Source organism: Variovorax sp. GW823-FHT02B07 (assembly GCF_058797695.1).
In genome coordinates this window covers 1,038,154-1,061,061 of the sequence record NZ_JBXAJX010000002.1, presented here as the reverse complement: position 1 = coordinate 1,061,061, position 22,908 = coordinate 1,038,154, and the positions used below count along the sequence as shown (strand labels likewise).

27 protein-coding genes are annotated in these 22,908 nt (G+C 69.2%); 12 read left to right on the top strand and 15 right to left on the bottom strand.

The window, feature by feature from the left end; all coding sequences use genetic code 11:
• Nucleotides 1-110 precede the first annotated feature (110 nt).
• Complete coding sequence (locus AC1RGU_RS15910) at nt 111-2,222, top strand: hypothetical protein (RefSeq protein ID WP_492696843.1); 2,112 nt, start codon at nt 111-113, stop codon at nt 2,220-2,222.
• 31 nt (nt 2,223-2,253) lie between these two features.
• Here AC1RGU_RS15910 and AC1RGU_RS15905 read toward each other — a convergent pair whose 3' ends face one another.
• From AC1RGU_RS15905 to AC1RGU_RS15895, 3 genes are all read right to left on the bottom strand, one after another.
• Nucleotides 2,254-2,685, bottom strand: a complete 432-nt coding sequence (locus AC1RGU_RS15905) for a VOC family protein (protein ID WP_492696842.1) — start codon at nt 2,683-2,685, stop codon at nt 2,254-2,256.
• Between the two features lie 80 nt (nt 2,686-2,765).
• Nucleotides 2,766-4,238, bottom strand: a complete 1,473-nt coding sequence (locus tag AC1RGU_RS15900; RefSeq protein WP_492696841.1) for an ankyrin repeat domain-containing protein — start codon at nt 4,236-4,238, stop codon at nt 2,766-2,768.
• A gap of 68 nt (nt 4,239-4,306) precedes the next feature.
• Nucleotides 4,307-4,816: a hypothetical protein gene (locus tag AC1RGU_RS15895; protein WP_492696840.1), complete on the bottom strand. Its 510-nt coding sequence runs from the start codon at nt 4,814-4,816 to the stop codon at nt 4,307-4,309.
• Nucleotides 4,817-4,939: 123 nt separating this feature from the next.
• Between AC1RGU_RS15895 and AC1RGU_RS15890 the strand changes: the two genes are divergently transcribed.
• Both AC1RGU_RS15890 and AC1RGU_RS15885 read left to right on the top strand, forming a co-directional pair.
• Nucleotides 4,940-5,641: a phytanoyl-CoA dioxygenase family protein gene (locus AC1RGU_RS15890; protein ID WP_492740799.1), complete on the top strand. Its 702-nt coding sequence runs from the start codon at nt 4,940-4,942 to the stop codon at nt 5,639-5,641.
• Nucleotides 5,642-5,794: 153 nt separating this feature from the next.
• Nucleotides 5,795-6,181: a VOC family protein gene (locus tag AC1RGU_RS15885; protein ID WP_095745770.1), complete on the top strand. Its 387-nt coding sequence runs from the start codon at nt 5,795-5,797 to the stop codon at nt 6,179-6,181.
• An 18-nt stretch (nt 6,182-6,199) separates the two neighbouring features.
• On the opposite strand, the gene AC1RGU_RS15880 is transcribed toward AC1RGU_RS15885, so the two are convergent.
• On the bottom strand, nt 6,200-6,916 hold the full coding sequence (locus AC1RGU_RS15880) for a winged helix-turn-helix transcriptional regulator (protein WP_095745771.1): 717 nt from the start codon (nt 6,914-6,916) through the stop codon (nt 6,200-6,202).
• 103 nt (nt 6,917-7,019) lie between these two features.
• Here AC1RGU_RS15880 and AC1RGU_RS15875 point away from each other — a divergent pair, with 103 nt between their 5' ends.
• On the top strand, nt 7,020-8,441 hold the full coding sequence (locus tag AC1RGU_RS15875; RefSeq protein ID WP_492696838.1) for an FAD-binding oxidoreductase: 1,422 nt from the start codon (nt 7,020-7,022) through the stop codon (nt 8,439-8,441).
• Between the two features lie 63 nt (nt 8,442-8,504).
• Here the strand turns inward: AC1RGU_RS15875 and AC1RGU_RS15870 are convergent, their stop codons facing one another.
• Together AC1RGU_RS15870 and AC1RGU_RS15865 are read right to left on the bottom strand one after the other, a co-directional pair.
• The gene (locus AC1RGU_RS15870; protein WP_260684859.1) at nt 8,505-8,900 is read right to left on the bottom strand and encodes a hypothetical protein; all 396 of its coding nucleotides are present in this window, start codon (nt 8,898-8,900) and stop codon (nt 8,505-8,507) included.
• A 49-nt stretch (nt 8,901-8,949) separates the two neighbouring features.
• A complete protein-coding gene (locus AC1RGU_RS15865) occupies nt 8,950-9,843 on the bottom strand; it encodes a LysR family transcriptional regulator (RefSeq protein ID WP_492696837.1) in 894 nt (297 codons plus the stop codon).
• A gap of 88 nt (nt 9,844-9,931) precedes the next feature.
• On the opposite strand from AC1RGU_RS15865, the gene AC1RGU_RS15860 reads away from it, so the two are divergent.
• Together AC1RGU_RS15860 and AC1RGU_RS15855 are read left to right on the top strand one after the other, a co-directional pair.
• Entirely contained in the window at nt 9,932-10,753 is an 822-nt protein-coding gene (locus AC1RGU_RS15860) for an NAD(P)H-dependent oxidoreductase (RefSeq protein ID WP_492696836.1), read from the top strand.
• Between the two features lie 95 nt (nt 10,754-10,848).
• Nucleotides 10,849-11,238, top strand: coding sequence for a DUF427 domain-containing protein (locus tag AC1RGU_RS15855; RefSeq protein ID WP_062481469.1), 390 nt, complete (start codon nt 10,849-10,851; stop codon nt 11,236-11,238).
• 126 nt (nt 11,239-11,364) lie between these two features.
• On the opposite strand, the gene AC1RGU_RS15850 is transcribed toward AC1RGU_RS15855, so the two are convergent.
• The 5 genes from AC1RGU_RS15850 to AC1RGU_RS15830 form a co-directional block, all read right to left on the bottom strand.
• On the bottom strand, nt 11,365-11,745 hold the full coding sequence (locus AC1RGU_RS15850) for a helicase SNF2 (RefSeq protein WP_095947133.1): 381 nt from the start codon (nt 11,743-11,745) through the stop codon (nt 11,365-11,367).
• 244 nt (nt 11,746-11,989) lie between these two features.
• Complete coding sequence (locus AC1RGU_RS15845; RefSeq protein WP_492696835.1) at nt 11,990-12,799, bottom strand: APH(3'') family aminoglycoside O-phosphotransferase; 810 nt, start codon at nt 12,797-12,799, stop codon at nt 11,990-11,992.
• 3 nt (nt 12,800-12,802) lie between these two features.
• Nucleotides 12,803-13,138, bottom strand: coding sequence for an SMR family transporter (locus tag AC1RGU_RS15840; protein ID WP_062481473.1), 336 nt, complete (start codon nt 13,136-13,138; stop codon nt 12,803-12,805).
• 62 nt (nt 13,139-13,200) lie between these two features.
• On the bottom strand, nt 13,201-13,734 hold the full coding sequence (locus AC1RGU_RS15835) for a cupin domain-containing protein (RefSeq protein ID WP_159276347.1): 534 nt from the start codon (nt 13,732-13,734) through the stop codon (nt 13,201-13,203).
• Nucleotides 13,731-14,474, bottom strand: a complete 744-nt coding sequence (locus AC1RGU_RS15830; protein WP_492696833.1) for an NAD-dependent epimerase/dehydratase family protein — start codon at nt 14,472-14,474, stop codon at nt 13,731-13,733. The genes AC1RGU_RS15835 and AC1RGU_RS15830 overlap by 4 nt, the downstream gene beginning before the upstream one ends.
• Nucleotides 14,475-14,570: 96 nt before the next feature.
• Between AC1RGU_RS15830 and pdxR the strand changes: the two genes are divergently transcribed.
• Nucleotides 14,571-15,992 carry a MocR-like pyridoxine biosynthesis transcription factor PdxR gene (gene pdxR / locus AC1RGU_RS15825; protein WP_492696832.1) on the top strand — a complete coding sequence of 474 codons (1,422 nt, stop codon included), beginning with the start codon at nt 14,571-14,573 and terminating at the stop codon, nt 15,990-15,992.
• Nucleotides 15,993-15,995: 3 nt separating this feature from the next.
• Here pdxR and AC1RGU_RS15820 read toward each other — a convergent pair whose 3' ends face one another.
• A complete protein-coding gene (locus AC1RGU_RS15820) occupies nt 15,996-16,808 on the bottom strand; it encodes an ankyrin repeat domain-containing protein (RefSeq protein ID WP_492696831.1) in 813 nt (270 codons plus the stop codon).
• Nucleotides 16,809-17,146: 338 nt separating this feature from the next.
• Here AC1RGU_RS15820 and AC1RGU_RS15815 point away from each other — a divergent pair, with 338 nt between their 5' ends.
• The 5 genes from AC1RGU_RS15815 to AC1RGU_RS15795 are packed head-to-tail and all read left to right on the top strand — an operon-like array spanning nt 17,147 to nt 21,478.
• Nucleotides 17,147-18,247: a GNAT family N-acetyltransferase gene (locus AC1RGU_RS15815; protein WP_492696830.1), complete on the top strand. Its 1,101-nt coding sequence runs from the start codon at nt 17,147-17,149 to the stop codon at nt 18,245-18,247.
• A complete protein-coding gene (locus AC1RGU_RS15810) occupies nt 18,244-19,095 on the top strand; it encodes a PA4780 family RIO1-like protein kinase (protein ID WP_492696829.1) in 852 nt (283 codons plus the stop codon). Before AC1RGU_RS15815 ends, AC1RGU_RS15810 begins: the two co-directional genes overlap by 4 nt.
• A gap of 22 nt (nt 19,096-19,117) precedes the next feature.
• The gene (locus AC1RGU_RS15805; RefSeq protein WP_492696828.1) at nt 19,118-20,047 is read left to right on the top strand and encodes an ABC transporter substrate-binding protein; all 930 of its coding nucleotides are present in this window, start codon (nt 19,118-19,120) and stop codon (nt 20,045-20,047) included.
• Between the two features lie 13 nt (nt 20,048-20,060).
• Nucleotides 20,061-20,927 (top strand): GNAT family N-acetyltransferase, encoded by an 867-nt coding sequence (locus tag AC1RGU_RS15800; RefSeq protein ID WP_492696827.1) that lies wholly within the window; start codon nt 20,061-20,063, stop codon nt 20,925-20,927.
• Nucleotides 20,924-21,478, top strand: coding sequence for an SET domain-containing protein (locus tag AC1RGU_RS15795; RefSeq protein WP_139703075.1), 555 nt, complete (start codon nt 20,924-20,926; stop codon nt 21,476-21,478). The genes AC1RGU_RS15800 and AC1RGU_RS15795 overlap by 4 nt, the downstream gene beginning before the upstream one ends.
• 6 nt (nt 21,479-21,484) lie before the next feature.
• Here AC1RGU_RS15795 and AC1RGU_RS15790 read toward each other — a convergent pair whose 3' ends face one another.
• From AC1RGU_RS15790 to AC1RGU_RS15780, 3 genes are all read right to left on the bottom strand, one after another.
• Nucleotides 21,485-21,781, bottom strand: a complete 297-nt coding sequence (locus AC1RGU_RS15790) for a DUF1090 family protein (RefSeq protein ID WP_492696826.1) — start codon at nt 21,779-21,781, stop codon at nt 21,485-21,487.
• A gap of 90 nt (nt 21,782-21,871) precedes the next feature.
• Nucleotides 21,872-22,279 carry a RidA family protein gene (locus tag AC1RGU_RS15785; protein ID WP_492696825.1) on the bottom strand — a complete coding sequence of 136 codons (408 nt, stop codon included), beginning with the start codon at nt 22,277-22,279 and terminating at the stop codon, nt 21,872-21,874.
• A gap of 133 nt (nt 22,280-22,412) precedes the next feature.
• Entirely contained in the window at nt 22,413-22,859 is a 447-nt protein-coding gene (locus tag AC1RGU_RS15780; protein ID WP_492696824.1) for a vWA domain-containing protein, read from the bottom strand.
• Nucleotides 22,860-22,908 lie beyond the last annotated feature (49 nt).

The following is a 22,908-nucleotide window of genomic DNA, read 5'->3' as shown; positions in this document are numbered from 1 at the left end:
ATTTCCAGCGCCCGCCTCGCTGCATAGCATCTCGTCACCAAACGAGACGAGGTGAGCGAGTGATTCAATCGAGGGGTCTGCAGCGCCTTGCTGCGAGGCATGCGGCATGGATGGCCGCGCTGGTGCTGGCGGCATGCGGGGGCGGAGGCAACGGCGGGGGTGGCGGCATCGGCTGGGTGCCTGTGGTGCCTGTGCAGCCCGATGCGCCGGCCGCGAGCTACCCCATCGGCGGCAGCGTCTCGGGATTGAACGGCACGCTGGTGCTGCGCAACAACGGCAAGGACGATCTCACCCTCGAGGCCGACGGCGCCTTCCGCTTCACCGAGCCGGTGACGGCCGGCAATCCCTACGCAGTGAGCATCGCCCGGCAACCGCAGGGGCAGACCTGCGCGGTGAGCGCGGGCCGGGGCACGGCCTCGGCCGCCGTCACGGACGTGCGCGTGATCTGCGCGGCCATCACGCACACGGTGGGCGGCACGCTCTCGGGCCTGGCGGGCGGAACACTGGTGCTGCGCAACAACGGTGCGGACCCGTTGAGCCTCACGGCCGATGGCCACTTCGTGTTCGCGCAGGTCGTGCCCGAAGGCGCGACGTACGACGTGACCGTGCACACGCAACCGGCCGGGCTGCTGTGCAAGCTCACCGGCGCCAGCGGCACGGTCAACGCGGCCGTCACCTCGGTGGTGGCCCAGTGCGCCGCCGACCCGTCGTTGCAGCCGCCGCCGATTCCCGCCGCGCCCAGCGTGGGCTATGCGCCCAAGTCGTTCCTGTTCAGCTGGCCGGCCGTCGCCAACGCCACCTACTACCGGCTGGGTGAAGACCCGGGCGCGACAGGCAGCTTCACGGTGGTGGCGGACAACCTCGGCAGCACCACCTACGCGCGGCAGGAACTGGCGCTGACCCAGCCACCGGCCGCATGGCGCCATGCGCTGCAGGCCTGCAATGCCAATGGCTGCAGCCCCTGGTCGCTGCCGGTCACGCCGGATGGCAACCGGGCGATCGGCTATTTCAAGTCGACGTCCACCGGCGCCCACGCCTTCGGCCGAGGCCTTGCCCTGTCCCCGGACGGCAGTGCCATGGCCGTGGGCGATGGGGCCACCCTGGAGCTGTTCACGCGCAGCGCGGGCCAGTGGCAGTGGGTGCAAACGCTGGGCTTCCAGGTGGGGAGCGTTCCCAACCCGGTCGTCTCGGACGACGGCACCTTGCTCGTGGGCATGCCTGGCCACGATGGGGCGTTTGGCGACCAGGGCCTGGTGAAGGTGTTCTCGAGAACCCCCTCGGGCTGGACGCAGGCCGACGAGTGGAACCCGCCAGCGCCGCGTTTCATAGGCAACTTCGGCGCGTTCCTCGGCATCTCGCAGGACGGCACGGTGGTCGTGGTCTCGGAGTACTTCAGCGCCAGGGGTGGAAGCTTTCACGTGTACCGCAAGACGGGCGGCACCTGGGCCCGGGAAGCCACCATCGAACCCGAGCATGCGCAGCCGGGTTCGCTGTTCGGCGTGCAAGCAAAGATCTCGGCCGATGGCAGCACGATCGTGGTGGGCGCGCAGTACGAGCCCAGCGGCTCGCTCACCGATGAAACCGACACCAGCGTGTCCAATGCCGGCGCGGCATTCGTCTATGGCTACGACACCGGCACGGGCACATGGACCAAGCGGGCCTACCTCAAGGCACCGGTGCCCACCCTCCACGATCTGTTCGGCGCCAGCACCGCCATCTCGGGCGATGGCAACACGGTGATCATCGGCACGCGCAATGCGTCGGTTGCGGGCGTGTCTCGCGCTGGCGTCGCCCATGTGTTCCGGCGCAACGCGGGCACCTACGCCCTCGCCCAGACGATCCCGGCGCCCCAGCTCACGCCGGACGCCATGTTCGGCGGGTTCGGCCTGGCGCTCACGCAGGACGGCACCGCCCTGGCGATCGCCGCGCGCGGTGATTCGAGCAGTGGAACGGGAGTCGATGCCGACACGACGCAAGGCGCGGCCCCGGGGTCCGGCGCGGTCCACGTGTATCGCCTGGCCGGCGCGCAGTTCGCCCATGCGAAGTATCTGAAGGCCTCCAACACGGGAAGCGGCGATCTGTTCGGCGAGGCCATCGACATCACGGCAGACGGCCGGACGATCGCGGTGGGGGCGCGAGGAGAAAGCAGCGCCGCAACCGGCATCGGTGGCGATCAGGCGGACAACAGCGCTGTCAATCGCGGGGCGGTTTACCTCTACTAGCGATTGCTTCGGGACGACGTACCGGGAGCGATCAGAACCTGATCCGCACCGAAGCCGCACTGCGATCGGCCTCGCCATGAAACACGGCCTCGATGTTGTTGCCGTCCGGGTCCAGCACGAACGCCGCGTAGTACCCGGGGTGGTAGGCGCGTTCACCTGGCGGGCCGTTGTCCCGGCCTCCGTGCGCCAATGCGGCCTGGTAGAAGGCGTCCACCATGGCCCGGTCCTGCGCCTGGAATGCGATGTGGTGGCGCCCGGTCAGTTCGCCCTGCACTTCCTCGCTGCCAGGCGCGGAGACGAACAGCTCGTCGGCCCAGAAGTTGCGCGCGTCGGAGCCGCCCATCGGGATCTTCAGCGCCTCGAAGACGGCACTGTAGAAGGCCTTGCTGGCCGCCAGATCGCGAACGACCAGTCCGATGTGGTCGATCAGGCGGCCGCGATGCAGTTCTTTTTGTGTACTCATGAAGCGCTCCTGTCAGTGGAGATCGGAGTGGCGGAATCTACCAAAGCCAACCTCGGATATCGAGCGACAGGGTTTGCATCTCAGGGCCGACTCAGCTTCAGCAATTTCTTCCATGCAGCCAGCGATGCGCCATGCGATGGCGGGTGCGCCTGCAGCCATGCCTGGGCCGAGGCGTGCGGCGGGTAGTGGCTTCGCAGCGCCGGATCGGCACCTGCCGCCACCAGCAGCCGCGCGATCTCGAGGTGGTCGTGCGCCACCGCGCGCATCAGAGCGTTGTCCGTCCAGAACCCCGCTGGCGGCAAGGCGCTTTCAGTGCCGGGCGCGGGTGCGAACGGCAACCGGCCGACAGGCAGCGTGGCCTGCGGCAACGTCGGTGAACCTGCGTGCGGTGCGAGCGAAGCGTCGTTGCAAGGAGGCGGCAGCACATGGACAAGGCGAGGCAGCCCCGACGAGGTCTGTGGCTGCGGCACCAGTTCGCTGCGCAGCGGCGCGGGGGTCTGGTGGTTCACGTCGACGCCCAGGGCCAGCAAGGCGCGCACAGCCTCCACATTGCCGGCATCGACCGCCGACGCCAACGGCGTCATGCGTCCGCAAGCGACCGTCTCGAAGGCGCGGTAGGCGGCCAGGGCCTCCTGCGGTCTCTGCTGCAGGATCAGCAGATAGACCCGTGCCTCGGCCGGTGCACCCGCTTCGAGGGCCGGCCACTGCGGCGGGTCCATGGCCCGGTGCAGCAGGCGAGCCACCTGCAGATGCCCCTGCGTCGCCGCTGCGCGCACGGCGCGCTCGGTCGCCGGCAGGCCCTGCGCCAGCAGCAGGCGAACGATCCCCGCATCGCCACCCCTGGCCGCCGCATCGAGCGCGTTGTGCCCATCGGCATCGGCGCCCCGCACCGCATCCGGCGACATGGCCACCAGGAGCTGCCGGACGCTTTCCAGGCTGCCCTTCTCCGCTGCCACCGCCAGGGCCGACGCGCCCTGCGCATCGCGCACATCCGGCCGCGCGCCGGCGGCCAGCAGCAGCCGCACGCGCGCCGGGTCGTGCGCGTGCTCGATCAACGGCGGGTGCGAGCTCGCGGCGTTGGGGTCGGCACCGGCGGCCAGCAGCGCCTGAATGACCCAGGTCGTGGGCGCGAAGAACAACGGAAGGCCGCCGTTGCGATCGGGCGTGTCGGGGTTCGCGCCCGCCTTCAGCAGCAGCGCCAGGGTCTGGCGGAAGTCGATGGCGTGCGTGTCGCTGATGCCGCCGGAGCCCGCGAACTTGGCTGCGCGCAGCAGCGCCGTCTCGCCGTCGTTGGCGTTGCGGTAGTTCACATCGGCATGGCGACGCAGCAGGAACTTCACCATCTGCGCGTTGCCTTGCTGCGCGGCCTTCATCAGCGGCGAGTCGCCCACATTGAAACCGTAGCCCTGCACATCGTTGGCACCAAAGCCCTGCGCAAGAAATTCCTCGACCTCGCGCAGGCGACCGCGCTCCACGGCATCGAAGAACGGGATCTGCGCTTGCGCGGATATCGTGTCACGCGCGGGTTCGGCTTCGGCTGGATGCGCGGGCATGTGAAGCATGAGAGCTGATGCGAAGGCGATGCACCAATGAAAGGTTGGATTTCGTGTGAACACTGCGGTCAGGCCTCGCTGGCCTGTCGATCGATGTCCGCCACGAGGCCTTGCAGCCACAGCCGGTGATCGCTGAAGGTGCTCAGTCGCTCCTCGGCCTCTTCCCTCGCAGCCAGGTGCTGATCCAGATACCGGAACCCGACCCGCCGTGCGGCCTCGTGCAGGACGCTCTCGGGCACATCGTTTTCATACAGCACGTCGAACCGGGTCACCCAGAAGCCTTGCTCGGTCAACGCGATGCGCTCGAACGCGCGAGGGTCTTCCACGCTGAACTCGACGAACTCCAGGCCGCCCGGATGCGCGCGCACACCCGTGACCCGGCTGCTGCGATCCCACAGCGGAACCCATGGTGGCCCCTCGGGTGCGCGGGCGCCGTGGTACGCCAGGAACGGTGGCCCCAGGCAGACCGTGCGGAACACTTCATGGAGGCACTCGCCCATCGCCAACTTCACCAGGGGCGCAGACGCCCCGAGTCGCTGCAGTGTCGACATCCGCAAAGTCTCCACAACCACCGTCATCCTGTGTCCTCCTTGATCTGTTGTCGGCCGATGTTAGCCATGCTCGCCCGGTGCAGCCGCTCTTGTATTCTTGCTTCCACGTCGCGCGACGTTCATTGGCGGACTGCGCGGCCGCTTCAAGCCATGACTCCCTCTCACACCGACTTCTTCACCGACAAGGGCTATGTGCGGTTGGAAGACTTCCATCCGCACAAGCAGATCGCGGGCCTGCGGCAGAAACTGCTCGATGAGATCAAGCGCCTGAAAACCATGTCCGGTGGGAAGAGCCTGTCGGGCGCGCTGCAAAAACTCCCCGTCTTCCAGCAGATCGGCAAGCTGTCGGCGCTCGTCAAGGTGCCCGGCGTGCATGAAGCGCTGGTGACGCCGGCGCTGATCGACTGCGTCACCCGACTCGGTGGACGTGCCCCGACCGCCATCCAGGACACGCAGCTGCTGCTATCCCCGCCCCTTCAAGGCGCCTCGACTTTCACCAGCCTGAACTGGCATGTCGACGTCTCGGTCCGACCGCAAGATCCGCTGCCGGGAATCCAGGCCTTCTTCCTGATCGACGACGTGGCACCCGGCGGCGGCGCGACGCTGGCGTTGGCCGGATCGCATCGCGTCGGCACACCGGGGCGCGTTGCGGCCTCCGAGCTGAGGCAGCTTCTGAAGACGACCGGCGACCTGGCGCAAAGCCTTCACCCGCTGGGCATCGACCTCGTCGAGATGTCAGGACGCGCCGGTGACGTCTTCCTGATGGACCTGCGCCTCTTGCACACGCCCTCCGTCAACTCGACGAAGAACGTGCGGATGATGGCGACGACGCGCTGCTTCCTGAACACCTGAGGCGAGTGCACGACAGCGCCTCGCATCACCAAACAGGTTACCCACCGCACTGGCATCGCGCCCGCCTCAGGCGTAAGCTGACCACCACCCGGCCAGCCAAGGCCATGCCGCCAAGCGGCACCCGCTGCGCCGAACTGTGCGAAAGGACCCACCATGCTGTCCGATTCGTCTGTCACGACCATGCTTCCGGTGAAGGACATGGACCGCGCGCGTGCTTTCTACGAAGGCTGCCTGGGCCTGAAGGCGGGTGGCTTGCGGCCCGACGGCAAGTTCGTCTACACGGTGGGCGGCAGCACGCTGGCGCTGTTCCCTAAACCCGAGGGCACCAAGGCCGACCACACGGCGATCAGCTTCCAGGTGCCGGACATCGCCGCCAGCATCGACAAGCTCAAGCGCGCCGGCGTGGTGTTCGAGGACTACGACTTTCCCGACCTGAAGACGGTCGACCATGTCTGCGTGCTCGGTTCGGAAAAGGCGGCGTGGTTCAAGGACACGGAAGGCAACTTCCTTTGCATCCACGAGGACCTTGCGCCGGCGTAGCTGGCTCGCCGTGAGCAGCTACGGCGCCAGAGATTGGCCGTCCGGCAACTTCCGTCCCGCGGCGCGACGCGTCGAGGCGAACACGCTGGTGCCCAGCCACCGCCACAGGTCTTGCGCGTCGCACCTCGCCCCATCGACACGGATCTCGCGCGACTGAAGCGCCTGCGCAGGCGTGCGATCGCCCGTCCACACTTCGGTCAAGGCGCGCACGGAGGCATCCACCACGAGCGTCAGCTCGCGCCCCGGGTCGTCGCGGCACAGATCGGCCACGCCGTCCTCCACCACGAGCCACCACGTGCGCTCGCGCGTCCGTGCGTCGCGCAGCTGGAAGTGGATGATCACGGGCCGAGGCGGGAACTCCTGAATGCACGCGAACCGGCGCATGTCCCACATGAGCAGGCCCGCATCCAGTTCATCGTCGCGCAGGCGGCTGCCGATCCACTGCGCACCCCAATGGCCCAGTGCCATGACGATGGGTCGAAGTTCCTCGCCGGCCTCGGTAAGGCTGTATTCCCACACCTTGCCGACGGTGTTGCGGCGCACGACACCGAATTCCTCGAGGCGATGAAGCCGCTGCGCCAGCAGGCTGGTGGACATTCGCGGCACGCCGCGATGCAGGTCGTTGAAGCGCTTGCTGCCGCACAGCAACTCGCGCACGACCAGCGGCGTCCATCGCTCGCACAACACCTCGGCCCCCCTGGCGACGGTGCAGAACTGACCGTAGGTGTTTTCCATCGCCTCGTCTCCAGAGCGGCAACGCTTCAGATTCTGGACTTGTTCGCCCGCCTGGTCACGCGCAAGCTGCCCCCGACTTCCTCACTCTTTTCGGAGACGACTCATGACGATCCAACTCACACGCATGGACGGCGGGACCGTGGACCTTTCGCCGGAGATCCTGCAGTCGTTCAAGGCCACGTTCAAAGGCCAGGTGCTGACCGCGGAGGACCCGGCCTACGAGGAGTCGCGCAAGGTCTGGAACGCGATGATCGATCGCCGCCCGGGCCTGGTGGCGCGCTGCACCGGCACGGTCGATGTCGTGCAGGCCGTCCGGTTCGCACGCCAGCACGGGCTTCTGAGTTCCGTGCGCGGCGGCGGCCACAACATCGCCGGGCTTGCGGTCTGCGAGGGCGGCCTCATGATCGACATGTCGCTGCTCCGAGGTGTCTGGGTCGATCCAGCGCGTCGCACGGCGCGCGCGCAAGCGGGCTGCACGCTGGGCGACGTCGACCGCGAGACACAGCTGCACGGGCTCGCCGCCGTGCTCGGTTTTGTGTCTGCGACCGGGATTGCAGGCCTCACCGTCGGCGGCGGATTCGGCTACCTCACGCGCCGCCACGGCTGGACCTGCGACAACGTGGTCTCGATGGAGGTCGTGACGGCCGGCGGCGAGGTCCTGCGTGCGTCTGCGGACGAGAACGAGGACCTGTTCTGGGCGCTGCGTGGTGGCAGCGGCAACTTCGGCATCGTCACCTCCTTCGAGTACCGACTCTTTCCCGTCGGCCCCGAAATCCTGGGCGGTGCGATCGCATGGAGCGGCGACGACGCCCGGCAGGTTCTCGACGCCTACCGTGCGTTCAGCGCAGAGGCCCCGCGCGAACTGACCAGCGTGGCGGTTCTGCGGATCGCGCCGCCGGCCCCCTGGCTCCCGAAGGAGGTGCACGGCAAGCCGATCGTGGCCATCTTCGTCTGCTACACCGGCAAGGTCGAAGAGGGAGAGGCATTGATCGCACCGCTGCGCGCGCTTGGCCGGCCGGTGGCCGACATCGTGACGCGCCGGCCCTACACGCAGATGCAGAGCCTGCTCGACGCCACGCAGCCCAAGGGACGGCGCTACTACTGGAAGTCGCACTACCTGCCAGGCATCGATCAGCGGACCATCGACCTCGCCGTGACGCATGCGGGCCGGATTCAATCGCCCCATTCGGCCATCCTCCTGTTCCAGATACAGGGTGCGCTGGGCGAGCTGCCTGCCGGGCATTCGCCGGCGGGCAACCGGGACGCGGCCTATGTGCTGAACATCGCGGGCTCCTGGGAGAAGCCGGGCGACGACGACATCCACATCCAGTGGGCGCGGGACTGCTTCGAAGCGACGCGCGCCTGCTCGACAGGCGGGGCCTACATCAACTTCCTGACGGAGGAAGAGGGTCAGGACCGCATCGAAGCCGCGTACGGCCGGGCCAACCTGGACAAACTCGCGGCACTCAAGCGCAGGTACGACCCCGAGAACTTCTTCCGTCACACAAAGAGCGTCTCCGGCTGAACCGATCGTCGGCGACTTGTTGGCGGCCCTTCAAAGGTGCATTCAGCGCGGCCCCCCGGTGACCTAGTCCCACGCAGGAAGCTGCAGCAAGGCATCGGTGGGACGGTCCAGGATGTCGACGCCGGCGAAAGCGGTCCCGCCCGGCAAGAGCCGGGCGTCGCAAATGACTTCCCAGCCGTGGTTTTCAGTGCGCCGGGCCAGGCACACCTCCTCGCCGGCCGCAAGGAGCTTGACGCATTCGCCGACGCTGACGCGCTGTGCCGTGCCAAGGGCAAATTCCGTCGAACCGAACTCCTTCTCCACGACCGGGTGAATGGCGACGAGGTCCACCTTTCCGTCCTTGAAGTGAACCGCGGTAATTGCGTGCTGGGCCATCTTCGACCTCCATTCGTGCAGAGAGAGCCCCGACAGGCCCACGCTTCGACTGTACGCCCGCAGCGGCAAGCTCTGCGTCGTCATGGCGAAAAGCCGATGCCGGCGAAGGGGGCGGCCGGCGCGTCAGCAGACGCTACAAGCTGTGGGCGATCTGCTCGCGCAGCCACCGATGCCCCGGGTCGCGATGCCGCCGCTCGTGCCACAGCATCGCCATCTCGTAGCCCGGCACCTCCAGCGGCGCCTCCACCACGCGCAGCCCCGGCGCGCCCCGCGCCAGGCGCTCGGGCAGCATGGCGACCATGTCGGTGCTGGCGAGCACGGACATCATGAAAAGAAAGTGCGGCACCGACAGCGCCACGCGCCGCGTGAGGCCCTGCGCCGCCAGTGCCTCGTCGGTGGGGCCGGCAAAGCCGCCGCCGCTGAGCGACACCACCACATGCTCCAGCGCGCAGAACTGCGCCAGCGTGGGGCGGCGCTTCAGGCGCGGGTGCCCTGCCCGCCCGGCCAGCACGTAGCGCTCGTGGAACAGCACGCGCCGGTGCAGGCCCGGCGGCGCGCCCACGCTGGTGTGGAAGAACAGGTCGATCTCCGCCTGCTCGAGCTGGCGCGCCATGCGCGTCGGCACGGCCTCGACCACGGCCAGCCGCGTGTGGGGCGCGGCCGCGCGCAGACCGGCCAGCGCAGGCAGCAGGATGGCCGACTCGGCGTAGTCGGCCGCGGCCACGCGCCAGGTGGTGGTCGCCTTGGCCGGGTCGAAGGGCTGGCTGGGCGCCACCGCGCGGCCCAGCGATGCGAGCGCTTCGCGCAGCGGCTCGCGCAGTTCGTCGGCGCGCGCGGTGGGCCGCATGCCGCGCTGCGCGGGCACGAGCAGCGGGTCGTCGAAGAGCTCGCGCAGCTTGGCCAGCTGCACGCTCACCGAGGGCTGCGAGAGGTTGAGGCGCTCGGCCGCACGGGTCACGTTGCGCTCGGCCAGCAAGGTGTCGAGCGTGACCAGCAGGTTGAGGTCGAGGCGGCTGAAATTGTTCATGGCGATACCTGGCATTCAAACTATTCATTTCCAATATAGCTTGGCAATACCTAACCTGAGGGCATCTTCACTCGAACCCTTTGACACCGTGAACATCCTGCTGGTCCTTGCCCATCCCGAAGCCGCCTCCTCGCTGAACGGCTCGCTCCATCGCTTCATGGTCGAACGCCTGACGAGCGCGGGCCATTCCGTGCGCGTGTCGGACCTGTACGCGATGCGCTGGAAGCCCGCGCTCGACGCCGACGACTTTCCCGCGCGCGACACCACTGCGCCCTTCGACCCCGTGCTCGACTCGCTGCGCGCCTTCGAGGGCGGCACGCAGACCGCCGACATCGCCGCCGAGCAGGAGAAGCTGCTGTGGGCCGACGCGGTGATCCTGCAGTTCCCGCTGTGGTGGTACTCGATGCCCGCCATCCTCAAGGGCTGGATCGAGCGCATCTACGCCTACGGCTTTGCCTACGGCGTGGGCGAACATTCCGATACACACTGGGGCGACCGCTTCGGCGAAGGCACACTGGCCGGCAAGCGCGCGATGCTGGTGGTGACGACCGGCGGCTGGGCCTCGCACTACGCCCCGCGCGGCATCAACGGGCCGATGGACGACCTGCTGTTTCCCATTCATCACGGCATCCTCTACTACCCCGGCTTCGACGTGCTGCCACCCTTCGTGGTGCACCGCACGGGCAAGGTCGATGCCGCAGCCTATGCACGCATCACCGGCGAGCTGGGCGAGCGGCTCGACACGCTGTGGACCACCGACCCGATTGCGTTCCGCCCGCAGAACGGCGGCGACTACGAAATTCCGGCGCTCACGCTGCGCGAACACATCGCGCCGGGCCGCGCGGGCTTCGGTGTGCACCGCAAAAACAGCGAATCTGAAACTTTGGTTTTCGAGCCCGGCCGCCTTTAACCACGCCGGGAACAGGTGGATTCGCGGGAGACTTCAAATCGTCGCGACAACGCAGCAAGATGCGCATCCGCCGATTCGTCCGAAGGAGCTTGTCCATGTTCGCTACGCCAGAACGCACCGTCAAGATTCCGGGCCCCGACCATGCGATCACCATCACGCCGAATCCGTTGCGCGTGGTGGTGTCGGTGGGAGGCCATGTCATTGCCAGCTCGCGCGAGGCGCTGACCTTGCGAGAGTCGCATTTCGGCACGGTGCATTACCTTCCGCGCAAGGACGTGCGCATGTCGCTGCTGGAGCGCACCACGCATGCGACCTACTGCCCGTACAAGGGCGAGTGCGCCTACTACAGCATTCCAGCCGGCGGCGAACGCTCAGTGAATGCCGTGTGGACCTACGAGTCACCCTATGAATCGGTCGCGCCGATCAAGGACTACGTGGCCTTCTATCCGGACCGCGTGGGCACGATCGAAGAACGCTGCTTCTGACGACCGCCCCGCCCCGTCCGTGAAAAAACCGGCCCTTGCTTTCGCAAGGCCGGTTTTTCTTTCCCTGGCCCGCCGACACCCGCCCCGTGGGGCCGAGTGCGCGTGCCTGCCTGTCAGACCGATCGATTACAGCGGCAGTGCCTCGCCACGTGCGGCGGCACGGGCCTCGGCGCGCACGCTGGCGCGGTCCAGGCCGCTGGCCAGCACCGGAGCCACGCGAGAGGTCACGGCTTCGCTGTAGGGGTTCTCGCTGCGAGCGGCCACCACGGCCTGGGCGCGCACGGCGTCGCGGCTCACGGTCGACACGAACACCTGGGCGGGGCCTGCCTCGGCGCCGGTGGCATAGGGGTCGGCGCTGTGCGCGGCCACGACGGCTTGTGCGGCGACATCGGCGCGGCTGGCGGCCGAGGTCAGGCGATGCACGCCTTCGTAGGTTTCAGCGTGGGCGGCACCGGCGACGGCCATCAGGGCAACAGCAACGGCGGAGAGGATCTTCGAGGCGTTCATGGCGGTTTCCTTCTTCAATTCAGTTCAGTAGTACAAGTGTTTGCTTGGATGGTTTGAACCGGTCTTGGGTGGGTCACCGTCCCTCTTCTTGAAGGGCGGCCAACTCGCTCGGGGCCTGTTCATCCGGATCAGCTCGGGGCCGGTCCGTGAGGTGAATTGTGCGGCGGGATCTAGGTAAAAACCCGCAACAAAAAGAACCACGGCGTTCCCGAAAAGGAAACAATGCGGCGCGCCGGCACCGCCATCACCCCCAGGTCAGCGGGTCGAGCCGAAGATAGAACTCGAGCCGGCCGTCGTCGGGCGCGTCGATGCCCAACTGCGCGAACAGCAAGGCATGCGCGGCGCGCGCGTCGGCCGCATCGCGCCAGCTCTCGCGCGCATTGCCCAGCAGCAGCGACAGGTCGACATACCGGTCCGCCGTGCCAAGCCGCCCCACGTCGATGAGGCCGGTGCATTGCAGCGTCTGCGGATCGACAAGGAAGTTCGGCAGGCAGGCATCGCCGTGGCACACGACGAGGTCTTGCGCCTCCTGCGCCACCCGGCGCGGCAGATCGGCGTGCAACCGCGCCAACAGGTGCGGCGGCGGCACGTCCTGCTGGTCGGGGTCGAGGAACTCCGGGTTCACCGCGCCGCGTGCGACGACATCGGCGGCGCGGTCGAACATGGATGACAGCGGGCGCGCGAAGGGGCACTCGCCCGCCGGGATCTCGTGCAGCGCGCGCAGGCGCCGCGCCATCGACGGCCAGGCGCGCAGCAGCTCGGCCGCCGGCAGGTCGCTGGCCGGCACGCCCGGCACCGCGGCTGTGACCAGGCAGGCGCCCTCGGGCGTCGCGCGCCAGTCGAGCACGCGCGCGGAGCCGACGTTGTATGGCGCGAGCCATGCGGTGCGGCGGCGCTCCTCGTCGAGCTGCGCGGCGCCCGCACCGAGCGACACCTTCGCGAAGGCCGCGCCGTCGCTGCGGCGGAACACCGCATCGCCCGACTCGCCCTCGCTGGCCGGTGTCCACGTCGTGCCGGCGGGCAAGCGGGGCAGCAGCTGTTCGATCGTGCCCATGCCTCAGTGCCCCACCGACTTCGAGAACACGTTGACCACCACCACGCCCGCGATGATGAGCCCGAGCCCGACGATGGCCGGCGCATCGAGCGTCTGGCCGAACCAGAGCCAGCTCACCACCGAGATCAGCACGATGCCCACGCCCGACCAGATCGCGTAGGCGATGCCGGTGGGCAGCACGCGCAGCGCGAGCGAGAGAAAGTAGAACGACACCGCGTAGCCCACCACCGTGGCCACGCTGGGCCAGAGCTGGGTGAAGCTGTCCGAGGCCTTGAGGAAGCTGGTCGCGAGCACTTCGACGACGATCGCGACAGCGAGGTATGCATAGGTCAGGGTCATCGCCGGACTCTAATCGCGCCCGGCGCGGCAGGCGCCGGAGCCCTTGCGCGACCCGGGGCCGCTCAGGGCGGCAGCAGCAGCGGGCCGCAATTGCTGTCGGTGACGAACACCGCCATGAGCTTCGCGGGCTTCACCGGGTCGGGGTTCTCCGCGAACATGTGCAGCGTGTTCGGCGGCTCGAAGAAGGTCTCGCCGCTCTTGAAGGTGCCCACCGGGCCGCCGCCCAGCTGCGAGCGGATGGTGCCTTCGACAATGATCGCGGTCACCGAGCCCGGGTGGCGGTGCGCGGGCGAATAGGCCAGCGGTGGAAAGTCGACCAGCACCGTCGTCACCGACTTGCCGGGCACATGCGGCAGTGCCTCGCACGACAGCACCTTGACCTGCGTGGCCGGCCGCGCCGTCGCCTCCGAGCCTGCGGGCACGGGCGCAGACGCGAACATCGGCCGCGCCACCGAACTGCACACGTCGGCGAACCACTGCACGGCCTCCTGCTGGCCGGTGCGCGGCATCAGCGCCCAGCCGGCAGCGAGCACCAGCGACAGCCCTGCAAGACCCGCGCCGATCGACGGCGTGCGATGCCAGCGTGCGGCCTTCATGACACGACCTCCTGCGACGACCGCAGCGCCGCATGCCACGCCAGTTCGCGCTTTGCCTTCTCGCTGCTGACCTCGGGGCTGTCCTCCGCGATGTTGAAGATGCCGCCGCGGGCATGCCGCATCGCGAGCAGCGCCGCCCAGGCCGCGGCCTCGACATGCACCGGGCTCGCGCCCTTCGGTGCCGCATTCGAAGTGCCCGGCCCATGCAGCTGCCCATAGCGCAGCACCGTGCCCGTGAGGCCGACGGCACCCAGCACGCTGCGCTCCAGCGCCGCCACGCCGTCGATGCTGATGCGGCGACCGCCTTCGGCCCCGCGGTCGAGCGGGTCGTCCTCGGTGTGCGGCGTCGGCCCCGGCGCATAGGCCCAGGCGATGCTTTGCGCAATCAGCTGCTTCGCACCGGCCGCCAGCGTCGCCGCCACGAGGTTCCGCGTGCCCTCGATGCGCACGCGCGCATTGCGTACCACCGCCTCGGCCATGAGCGCCGGGTCCAGGTCCCGGGGCAGATCGGTGAGCTGATGGATGACGACCGTGGGCGCGATGCGCACCAGCGCGTCGCGCAAGGCCTGCGCGTCGAACACATCGACGACGACCGGCGTGGCGCCGCGTGCCTCCAGCGCCGCCGCACGATCGGCCCGGCGAGTGCCGCCATGCACCGTGTGGCCGGCCTCGATCAGCAGCGGGATCAGCGCCGAGCCCACGGCCCCGGTCGCGCCCGCCACGAATACCTTCTCGCCCATTGCGTGTCCTTCTTTCCTGCTGGCTGTTCGAAGCCACGAGCTTAGGATCGGGATGCACCAGATGAAAGAACCAAGAATCGTCAAAATGACTGGGCCATGATCGATCCAAAAGACAACGCCCTCCCCGGCATCGACCGCTCGACCGCGACCCCGCTGCATCGCCAGGTCTACGAGCGCTTTCGCACGGCGATCGAACACGGCGTGCTTCGCCCCGGCGACCGCGTGGCGTCGGCGCGCAGCCTGGCCAGCGAGCTGGGCGTGGCGCGCGGCACTGTGGAAGCGGCCTACAGCCAGCTCGCGGGCGAAGGCTATTTCTGCGCGCAGGGACAGGCGGGCACGGTGGTGTCGCCGTCGCTGCCGATGCAGCGGCCGGTGCGCGCCGGTTCGCGCCCCGTCGCGGATGCGCCTGCACTGGCGGGCCCCGCCGCCCCACCGCCGCTGCAGCTCGGCATCCCGGCACTCGATGCCTTTCCGCGCAAGCTCTGGGCACGGCTGATGGCCCGCCGTGCGCGCGCCATGGGCGCGGCCGACCTTTTCTACGGTGACCCCGCAGGCCATGCGCCGCTGCGCGAGGCCATCGCGGCCTACCTGCGGGTGTCGCGCGGCGTGACCTGCCAGCCGGCGCAGGTGTTCGTCACCGGCGGCTACCGCGCGTCGCTGGCGCTGGTGGCGCGCACGCTGCTCGCCAAGGACGACCGCGTGTGGATCGAAGACCCCGGGTATGCGCCCACGCGCGACGTGCTGCACAGCGCCGGCCACCGCGTGGTGCCCGTGCCGGTGGACGACGAAGGCCTGGTGGTCGCGCGCGGCGTGCGCCGCTCGCCGAAGGCTCGCATGGCGGTCGTCACGCCCTCGCACCAGGCGCCGCTGGGGGTGTCGATGTCGCTGGCGCGCCGGCTGCAGCTGCTCGACTGGGCCTCGCGTGCGAAGGCCTGGATCGTCGAGGACGACTACGACGGCGAGTACCGCTATGCCGGCGCACCGCTGCCCGCGCTCAAGAGCCTCGACGGACACGACCGCGTGCTGTACGCGGGCAGCTTCTCGAAGGTGCTCTACCCGGGCCTCGCGCTGGGCTACCTGGTGGTGCCCGAATCGCTGCGCGAACGCTTCGAGGACGCGGCGCGCATCGCGTCCAACGGCTGCCCGCAGATCACGCAGGCGACGGTGGCCGACTTCATGCGCGACGGCCACTTCTCGCGCCACCTGAAGAAGATGCGCCTGCTCTACGCGCGCCGCCGCGCCCTGCTGGTCGAGGCCTTGCACAAGGCCTTCGGCGACGGCGTGCGCATCGACCTGCAGGCCGGCGGCATGCACCTGATCGCGCGCTTCGAAGGGCACCGCGACAGCGACATGCTGCTCGCGCGCCGCGCGCAATCGGCCGGCCTGAACTGCCAGCCGCTGTCGGCCCGGGGCACCACGTCCGTTGAAAGCCAGGGGCTGTTGATGGGCTTCACCAACGTCGCCTCGCCCACCCAGGCGCGACAGCTCGCGACCCGGCTGCGCGCAGCGCTGGGCTGAAGCTCAGGCGCGCAGATCGACTTCGGGCCGCATCGACGACGCGCCGTTCCAGCGCACCTCGAAGCCCGCGCCGCGAAACTGGCCGACCACCAGTTCGCCGACGCGCTGCATGTCGGCATCGCCGCCTTCGGGCGCACCCCAGAACGCGAGCGAGAGCTGGCTGGTGCGCTTGGCGCGGTTCTGGTCCTGCCGCGTGTAGAAGCAGAAGCCGTGCACGCCGGCCTTCTTGCCGCCGCGTTCGCGGAACGCTTCGGAGCAATCGGAGAAGCCGTCGGACTGCGTGTCGCCCGCGTCCTGCAGCGCGACCAGGCCCGCCTGCGTCAGCGCGGCGAACACGTCGGCGATGCGTGCCTCGGCGGCGCGCCACTGCGCGGCACTCATCTTCACCGGGTCGGGCTCGGGCGGTGGCGGCTCGGGCAGCGCGTGGCCGGTGATGCGCGACAGCAGCTGCGCGACCTCTTCCTCCATCGCGTTCTCCGTGATGTGGTTGCCGTGGCTGTCGCGCACGTCGGGGTTGGCGCCCGCGTCGATGAGCAGTTGCACCGGCTCCGTGGTCGGCGAGAACTCGGCCGTGAGGTACAACGCGGTGCGGCCGCCGGTGCCGGTGTATTCGAGCGGGCTGCCGGCCTCGAGCAGCAGTTGCAGCACGGCGAGGATCGGTTCGAGCTCGGCTTCGTTCGTACCCGCCGCGGCACATTGCAACGCGGTGAAGCCCTGCTTGTTCACGGCGGCCAGGTCGGCCCCGGCCGCGATGCAGGCGCGCACCGTGTCGACATCGGCTTCGCCCGCCGCGTCGAAGATCTTCTTCGGATTCATGGCATCTCCCTGTTGGTTTTTGGATTCTGCCGCAGGCGCCTTGCACTTCACAGACCGCGCGAACCTCGCTACATTCGACGCCTCGATCAACAAACCGGACTGGAGGTGCGCGATGGAAGACACTGCTATTCACTCTCCCTCCCACGTACGGTTCGTCGGGTCGCATCCGAACTGCTGCTGAAGCGCTTTTCGCGCACCCGGTGCCGCTGAAGGCACCACCAGCCAGCCCGTTCGACCCTCGCGGTGTCCTGCCGCGACACGCCGTCCGATTCAGACAACGCCACGCCGGCACACGAGTGCCGTGCGCGGTCCGTTCCCTTTTCGAATCAAGGCTCACCATGCTTGAAACCCGTGCCGCCGATGCGCGGCAGTTCACGACTTCTTCTTTCGATCCGCAGCGGGCGTCCGCTGAAGAATGGGCGCAGGCGCTGGCCTACTGGCGCCAGCGCCACGACGAAGACTTTCCGGGCGAGCCGCAGCCCGAAGATGCCCACACCCAGCAGAACGTGTGCCAGCACACGCCGCTGCATGTGGTGCACCGCGCCTTCGCGCGGGACGCACAGGGGCGCATCGTCGGCAGCCTCAACATGGGCGTGCGCCGCGAAGGCTCGCCCGACTATGCGACCTTCGCGCCTTTCATCGACGTGTGGGGCGGCGTGCTGCGATCGCACCAACGCCAGGGCGTGGCCAGCACCTTGCTGCACCGGCTTCTGGCGCTGATGGAGACTCGCGCCCCCACCACCGCGACCTTCAAGGCCCACTTGCCGGAAGGCCGGGCGTTCCTCGCGGCCATCGGTGCGACCGAAAAGCACCGCAGCATCGAGAACCGCATGGCCTTCGACAGCCTCGACTGGGCGGCGCTCGCACGCTGGCGCGCCGACGCCCTCGCGCCCACGCACGGGCTGCGCCTGGAGATCCACGCAGGCCGCGTGCCCTTCGATCGGCTGGCCACGCTGATGGCGCCGCTGTCCGCGCTGCTCGAAGACGCACCCACCAGCGCGCTGGAACGCGCGCCCCTGCGCTTCGAGCTGGAAGGCTTCCACGCCTGGTACGCCGAAATTGACCGGCGCGGCGGCGAGCACTTTCTCGTGCTGCTGCGCGATGCCAACGACGAGGTGGCCGCCGTGTGCGACGCCAGCTGGAACCAGCTGTACCCCGACCGCATGTTCCAGCGCCTCACCGGGGTTGCCCGCCATTGGCGCGGCAAGGGACTGGCCAAGGGCGTGAAGGCGATCATGTTGCAGCTCGTGCGCGAACGGCATCCCGAGGTGGTGATCGCCGTCACGCACAACGCCGAGGTCAATGCGCCCATGCTCGCCATCAACCACCAGCTGGGCTTTGCCCCGCACAGGCATGATGGCGCCTACCAGATCGGCACGGAAAGCCTGAGGGCCTTCCTCTCGACCCGCCCCCTGGCTGTGCCGGAGGCGCACGCATGAAGACACCCCAAAGACTGCAATCCCTCGTCGACGAAGGGCTGATCGACAGCGTCGTGCGCCAGCTCATGAGCGGCAAGGAAGCCATGGTCTATGTCGTGCGCTGTGGCGAGGACACGCGCTGCGCCAAGATCTACAAGGAAGCCGATAAGCGCAGTTTTCGCCAGGCCGTCGACTACACCGAGAACCGGCGCGTGAAGAACACCCGCGAAGCGCGCGCCATGGCCAAGGGCACGCGCTTCGGCCGCAAGGTGACCGAGGCCATCTGGCAAAGCGCCGAGGTCGATGCGCTCTACCGCCTGGCCGCGGCCGGCGTGCGCGTGCCCACGCCGCACAACTTCCTCGAAGGCGTGCTGCTCATGGACCTGGTGACCGACGCGAACGGCGACGCCGCCCCGCGCCTGAACGACGTGGCCTTCTCGCCCGACGACGCGCTGCGCCACCACGCGAGCCTGCTCAAGGAAGTGATGCGCATGCTCTGCGCGGGCATCGTGCACGGCGACCTGTCGGAGTTCAACGTGCTGCTGGCCGAGGACGGCCCGGTGATCATCGACCTGCCGCAGGCCGTGGACGCGGCCGGCAACAACCACGCCAAGCGCATGCTGCTGCGCGACGTGGAGAACCTGCGCAACTTCTTCGGGCAGTACGCGCCCGCGCTGCTGCAGACGCACTACGGCGACGAGATCTGGCAGCTCTACGAGCGCGGCCTGCTGCGCCCCGAGACCGAGCTCACGGGCACCTTCGTGCGCGAGACCGGCCCGGTCGATCTCAGCAACGTGCTGCGCGAAGTGGACGACGCACGGGCGGAAGAAGCGGCGCGCCAGCTGCGGATGCAAGCGCCGCGACAATAGCGGGCTGACTCCGCCCGCCCCGATGACTTCCAACGCCCTGCCCCAGCGCCCACCTTTTTCTTCCACCGCCGCGCGCCACATCGCCCGGGCCGCGGCCTTCGTGGCGCTGGGCCTCGGCCCGGCCGCGCACGCCGGCGCCATCCGGCTGGAAGACGACCGAGGCCGGGTGCTCGAACTGCAGGCGCCCGCCAAACGCATCGTGTCGCTGATGCCCTCGCTCACCGAGACGGTCTGTGCGCTCGACGCCTGCGACCGGCTCGTGGGCATCGACCGCCACGCCAACTGGCCGGCGGCGGTGAAGGGCCTGCCGCAGGTGGGCGGCATGGACGACGCGAACATCGAGCGCATCGTGGCGCTCAAGCCCGACCTCGTGCTGCTGCGCCCGCGCAGCCGCGCCGCTGAGGCGCTGGAACGCCTGGGCATCAAGGTGCTGGCGCTCGACGCCAAGACCCATGCCGACATGCGCCGCGTGATGGAAACCGTGGCCCGCGCCACCGGCAAGCCGGGCGCGGGCGAGGCCTTCTGGCGCAGCCTCGACGCCCGGCTGAACGCGGCGCGCGCCCGCGTGCCGCTGAACTGGCAGGGGCGGCGCGTGTACTTCGAGGTGCACGGCGGCGTGGCGGCGGCGAGCGAAAGCTCCTTCATCGGCGAGACCCTGGCGCGCCTGGGCCTGGCCAACGCGGTGCCCGGCTCGCTCGGCCCCTTCCCCAGGATGAACCCCGAGTTCGTGGTGCGCGCCAACCCCGACGTGCTGATGGTCTCGGCCCTCGGCGAAATCTCGGCCATGGCGGGGCGCCCCGGCTGGTCGGCCATGTCGGCCATCCAGCGCGGGCGCGTCTGCAGCTTTGCCTCGGCGCGCTTCGACCTGATGATGCGGCCCGGCCCCCGGCTCGACGAGGCGGCCGACGCCATCGTGAACTGCCTCGCGTCGCTGGATGCGCCGCGCAACTGACCTGCAGCACGCCATGCATCTCGACATCGTTCCCGCCGCGAACTTCGGCACCGACGAACTCACCGCCCTGTGGAACCGCTCGTACGAAGACTACTTCGTGCCGATCGCGTTCGACCGCGCGATGTTCGAGCGGCACGTGCGGCGCGCCCAAGCCGACCTTGGCCTCTCCCGCGTGATCATCGCCGACGGCGAGGCCTGTGGCCTCTCGCTCGTCGGCCGGCGCGGGCCGCGCGCCTACCTCGCGGGCTTCGGCATCGCGAGCGCGCAGCGCCGTCGGGGACTGGCGAAGCAGCTCATCGACGCGCAGCTGCGCGACCTGTCGGCGGCCGGCATCGCGCAGGTGCAGCTCGAAGTCATCGAACAGAACCCGGCGCGGCAGCTCTACCGGCAGGCGGGCTTCGTCGAAACCCGCACGCTCGAGGTGCTCGAAGGCAGCTTCGAGCCTGGTGCCGATACAGCTTCGACAGCGCCCGATACCGACGCGCTCGCCGCCCTGCATGCGGCCTGCGCGGCCGTCTCGCGCCCCACCTGGCGCCGCGAGTGGCCGACCGTGCAAGGTGCGCTCGCGCACGACGGCGCCGCAGCCCTCGGCGCGGCAACGGGCGGCTACGCCATCCTGCTGCCGCCGGCCTTGCCGCTGCACATGCTGCTGGACGCCGCCGCGCCCGACGAAGCCTCGGCCCACGCCTTGCTCGACGCGCTCGCGCAGGCACGCCCCGGCGCGCGCTGGCGGCTGGTCGACGAGCCCGAGGGCAGCGCGCTGCACCGCGCCCTCACCGCACGCGGCGCCACCGTTGTCATACGCCAGATCGAGATGACCGCGACACTCCAGCTCCAGCCCACCTCTTCTTCCGATTCCTCCCGCCCCGTCCGTTCATGAAGTCCCCCAAGCGAACCTCGTCCACCCCCTTCATCCGCGTGGGCCCCAGCGGCGTGCATGGCCTGGGCGCCTTCGCCACGCGCGACCTGCCGGCCGAAGCCTTCCTGGGCCTGTACGAAGGCCGCCGCTACACCAAGCAGGAAGTCGCCTCCAAGCTCTGGGACGACCAGCTCACCTACCTGTTCACGCTGACGACCGGCGAGACCATTGACGGTGCCAAGGGCGGCAACGCCACGCGCCACCTGAACCATTCGTGCGAGCCGAACTGCGAGGCGGTCGAGGAGTACGACGAGGCGGGCGAGATGGTGCTGCGTTTCCAGACGATGGAAGCGGTGGAGGCCGGCGACGAGCTCTTCATCGACTATTCGCTCACGGCCGACGACGGCTCGCCGCCGTCGAAGTACCCCTGCCATTGCGGCTCGCCGAACTGCCGCGGGACGATGCTGGCGCCGGTGGAGGCCGTGGCGGAGAAAGACGGTCCGGCCACCCCCGCCGATGTGGCGCCGGCTGTTTCAGACCCGCGCAGGCCGCTCAGCGAGCTGCCCTGGTGACGTAGCTCAGGGCGACTCGCTCTTCACGCTGCGCAGTTGCGCCTCCGCGCGTTCGAGCTCGGTGCGCAGCGCGCGGATCTCGCGTTCCAGTTTCTCGATGCGCGCTTCGCGGCTCATCGGCGCCAGCGCCTGGCAGCGCTGCTGCAGCACGCTCAGGGTGTCGGCCAGCTCGCGCCGACGCAGCATCTGGCCACGGGAACGGGCCAGGGCCATGTCGCGCTCCAGCACGGCTTCCTGCGCCTTGCAGTCGCCGGCACTCAACGGCTGCGCGGACGGCTCGGTTTGGGCAAAGGCGGCAGGCATTGCCAGGGTCAACGCAAGGGCCAGGAGACGGGGTTTCGGACGCATGCCGTACGGTACCCGAACTGCCTGGCTGAACAGGCCTTCAGCCCTTCAGGCTGCAGCTGTTCTGGCGATGCACTTGATCTCGATCAGCCAGTCCGGGCTGCCGAGCCGCGCCACCTGCACCAGCGTCTGCGAGATCTGCGGCTCGCCGCCGAACATCTCGGCGCGCAGGGCGAAGAGCGCGTCGGCCTGGCCGAGGAAGCCGTCGATGTCGGTCACGAACAGGGTTTCGTCCACCACGTCGGCCATCGAGGCGCCGAAGGATGCGAGCACGCTGCGCACGTTGACGTAGGCCTGACGCACCTGCGCCGCGATGTCGCCGGCGCCGAGGGTGCGGCCCTCGCCGTCCACGCTCACCTGGCCCGAGAGATAGATCGTGTCGCCGACCTGCACACCGTCGGCAATGATGTGCTTGAACGCGCCTTCGCGCACCACGCGGCGGGGAGTGACGGACATGGGGTTTCCTGGGTTTCGTTGGGAGCGCCGCAGTATCGAAGGCGCCACCTGCAGCGGTGCGCCACGCGGCGGATGCCCCTTCTCGTCCCAAGTCGATCCACGAGCGCCGGGGCGCGCCCCGCGATCCTGTGATTCAGGCGCTGAGGTAGCGTGCGTCCCACTGCGCCGCCAGCTGCCGGGCCCGGTGCAGCGGCGTGCGGGCGCGCTCGAAGTCCATCACGCAGGCGACGTCCGCCGCGGCGGGGCGCGCAGGGCTTTCGTTGCTGCGGCCGTCCGTCAGCAGCCAGAGCCAGCGCTGGCGGCTCTCGTGCTTTGCCAGCAGCTGCTGCGCGCGCAGCACGCCCAGCGCCAATGGCGTGCCGCCACCGGCCGCGATGGGCGCAACCCAGTCGTCGTTCCAGGCGCTGGCGCGGCGCGGCGGCAGGCGCAGCTCGACCACGTCGCCGGCAAAGCACAGCAGCGCCACATGGTCGCGCCGCTGGTAGGCCTCCTGCATCAGCGCGAGCAGCTGGCCCTTGGCGCGCGCGAGTTGGCCGTCGTGGCGCATCGAAGCCGAACAGTCGAGCAGGAAGCAATGCAACGCACCACTGCGCGCCTCTTGCGGGCGGTGGCGCAGGTGCGCGGCCTGC

Bases quoted from the DNA above. Each gene is read 5' to 3' on its own strand.
- AC1RGU_RS15865 (WP_492696837.1), bottom strand. From the start codon at position 9,843: ATGAACAATTTCAGCCGCCTCGACCTCAACCTGCTGGTCACGCTCGAC.
- AC1RGU_RS15810 (WP_492696829.1), top strand. From the start codon at position 18,244: ATGAAGACACCCCAAAGACTGCAATCCCTCGTCGACGAAGGGCTGATC.
- AC1RGU_RS15890 (WP_492740799.1), top strand. From the start codon at position 4,940: ATGACTCCCTCTCACACCGACTTCTTCACCGACAAGGGCTATGTGCGG.
- AC1RGU_RS15790 (WP_492696826.1), bottom strand. From the start codon at position 21,781: ATGCCTGCCGCCTTTGCCCAAACCGAGCCGTCCGCGCAGCCGTTGAGT.
- AC1RGU_RS15795 (WP_139703075.1), top strand. From the start codon at position 20,924: ATGAAGTCCCCCAAGCGAACCTCGTCCACCCCCTTCATCCGCGTGGGC.
- AC1RGU_RS15895 (WP_492696840.1), bottom strand. From the start codon at position 4,816: ATGACGGTGGTTGTGGAGACTTTGCGGATGTCGACACTGCAGCGACTC.
- AC1RGU_RS15820 (WP_492696831.1), bottom strand. From the start codon at position 16,808: ATGAATCCGAAGAAGATCTTCGACGCGGCGGGCGAAGCCGATGTCGAC.
- AC1RGU_RS15885 (WP_095745770.1), top strand. From the start codon at position 5,795: ATGCTGTCCGATTCGTCTGTCACGACCATGCTTCCGGTGAAGGACATG.
- AC1RGU_RS15855 (WP_062481469.1), top strand. From the start codon at position 10,849: ATGTTCGCTACGCCAGAACGCACCGTCAAGATTCCGGGCCCCGACCAT.
- AC1RGU_RS15830 (WP_492696833.1), bottom strand. From the start codon at position 14,474: ATGGGCGAGAAGGTATTCGTGGCGGGCGCGACCGGGGCCGTGGGCTCG.
- AC1RGU_RS15910 (WP_492696843.1), top strand. From the start codon at position 111: ATGGCCGCGCTGGTGCTGGCGGCATGCGGGGGCGGAGGCAACGGCGGG.
- AC1RGU_RS15805 (WP_492696828.1), top strand. From the start codon at position 19,118: ATGACTTCCAACGCCCTGCCCCAGCGCCCACCTTTTTCTTCCACCGCC.
- AC1RGU_RS15845 (WP_492696835.1), bottom strand. From the start codon at position 12,799: ATGGGCACGATCGAACAGCTGCTGCCCCGCTTGCCCGCCGGCACGACG.
- AC1RGU_RS15870 (WP_260684859.1), bottom strand. From the start codon at position 8,900: ATGACGACGCAGAGCTTGCCGCTGCGGGCGTACAGTCGAAGCGTGGGC.
- AC1RGU_RS15815 (WP_492696830.1), top strand. From the start codon at position 17,147: ATGCTTGAAACCCGTGCCGCCGATGCGCGGCAGTTCACGACTTCTTCT.
- AC1RGU_RS15835 (WP_159276347.1), bottom strand. From the start codon at position 13,734: ATGAAGGCCGCACGCTGGCATCGCACGCCGTCGATCGGCGCGGGTCTT.
- pdxR (WP_492696832.1), top strand. From the start codon at position 14,571: ATGATCGATCCAAAAGACAACGCCCTCCCCGGCATCGACCGCTCGACC.
- AC1RGU_RS15840 (WP_062481473.1), bottom strand. From the start codon at position 13,138: ATGACCCTGACCTATGCATACCTCGCTGTCGCGATCGTCGTCGAAGTG.
- AC1RGU_RS15880 (WP_095745771.1), bottom strand. From the start codon at position 6,916: ATGGAAAACACCTACGGTCAGTTCTGCACCGTCGCCAGGGGGGCCGAG.
- AC1RGU_RS15875 (WP_492696838.1), top strand. From the start codon at position 7,020: ATGACGATCCAACTCACACGCATGGACGGCGGGACCGTGGACCTTTCG.
- AC1RGU_RS15905 (WP_492696842.1), bottom strand. From the start codon at position 2,685: ATGAGTACACAAAAAGAACTGCATCGCGGCCGCCTGATCGACCACATC.
- AC1RGU_RS15850 (WP_095947133.1), bottom strand. From the start codon at position 11,745: ATGAACGCCTCGAAGATCCTCTCCGCCGTTGCTGTTGCCCTGATGGCC.
- AC1RGU_RS15785 (WP_492696825.1), bottom strand. From the start codon at position 22,279: ATGTCCGTCACTCCCCGCCGCGTGGTGCGCGAAGGCGCGTTCAAGCAC.
- AC1RGU_RS15800 (WP_492696827.1), top strand. From the start codon at position 20,061: ATGCATCTCGACATCGTTCCCGCCGCGAACTTCGGCACCGACGAACTC.
- AC1RGU_RS15900 (WP_492696841.1), bottom strand. From the start codon at position 4,238: ATGCCCGCGCATCCAGCCGAAGCCGAACCCGCGCGTGACACGATATCC.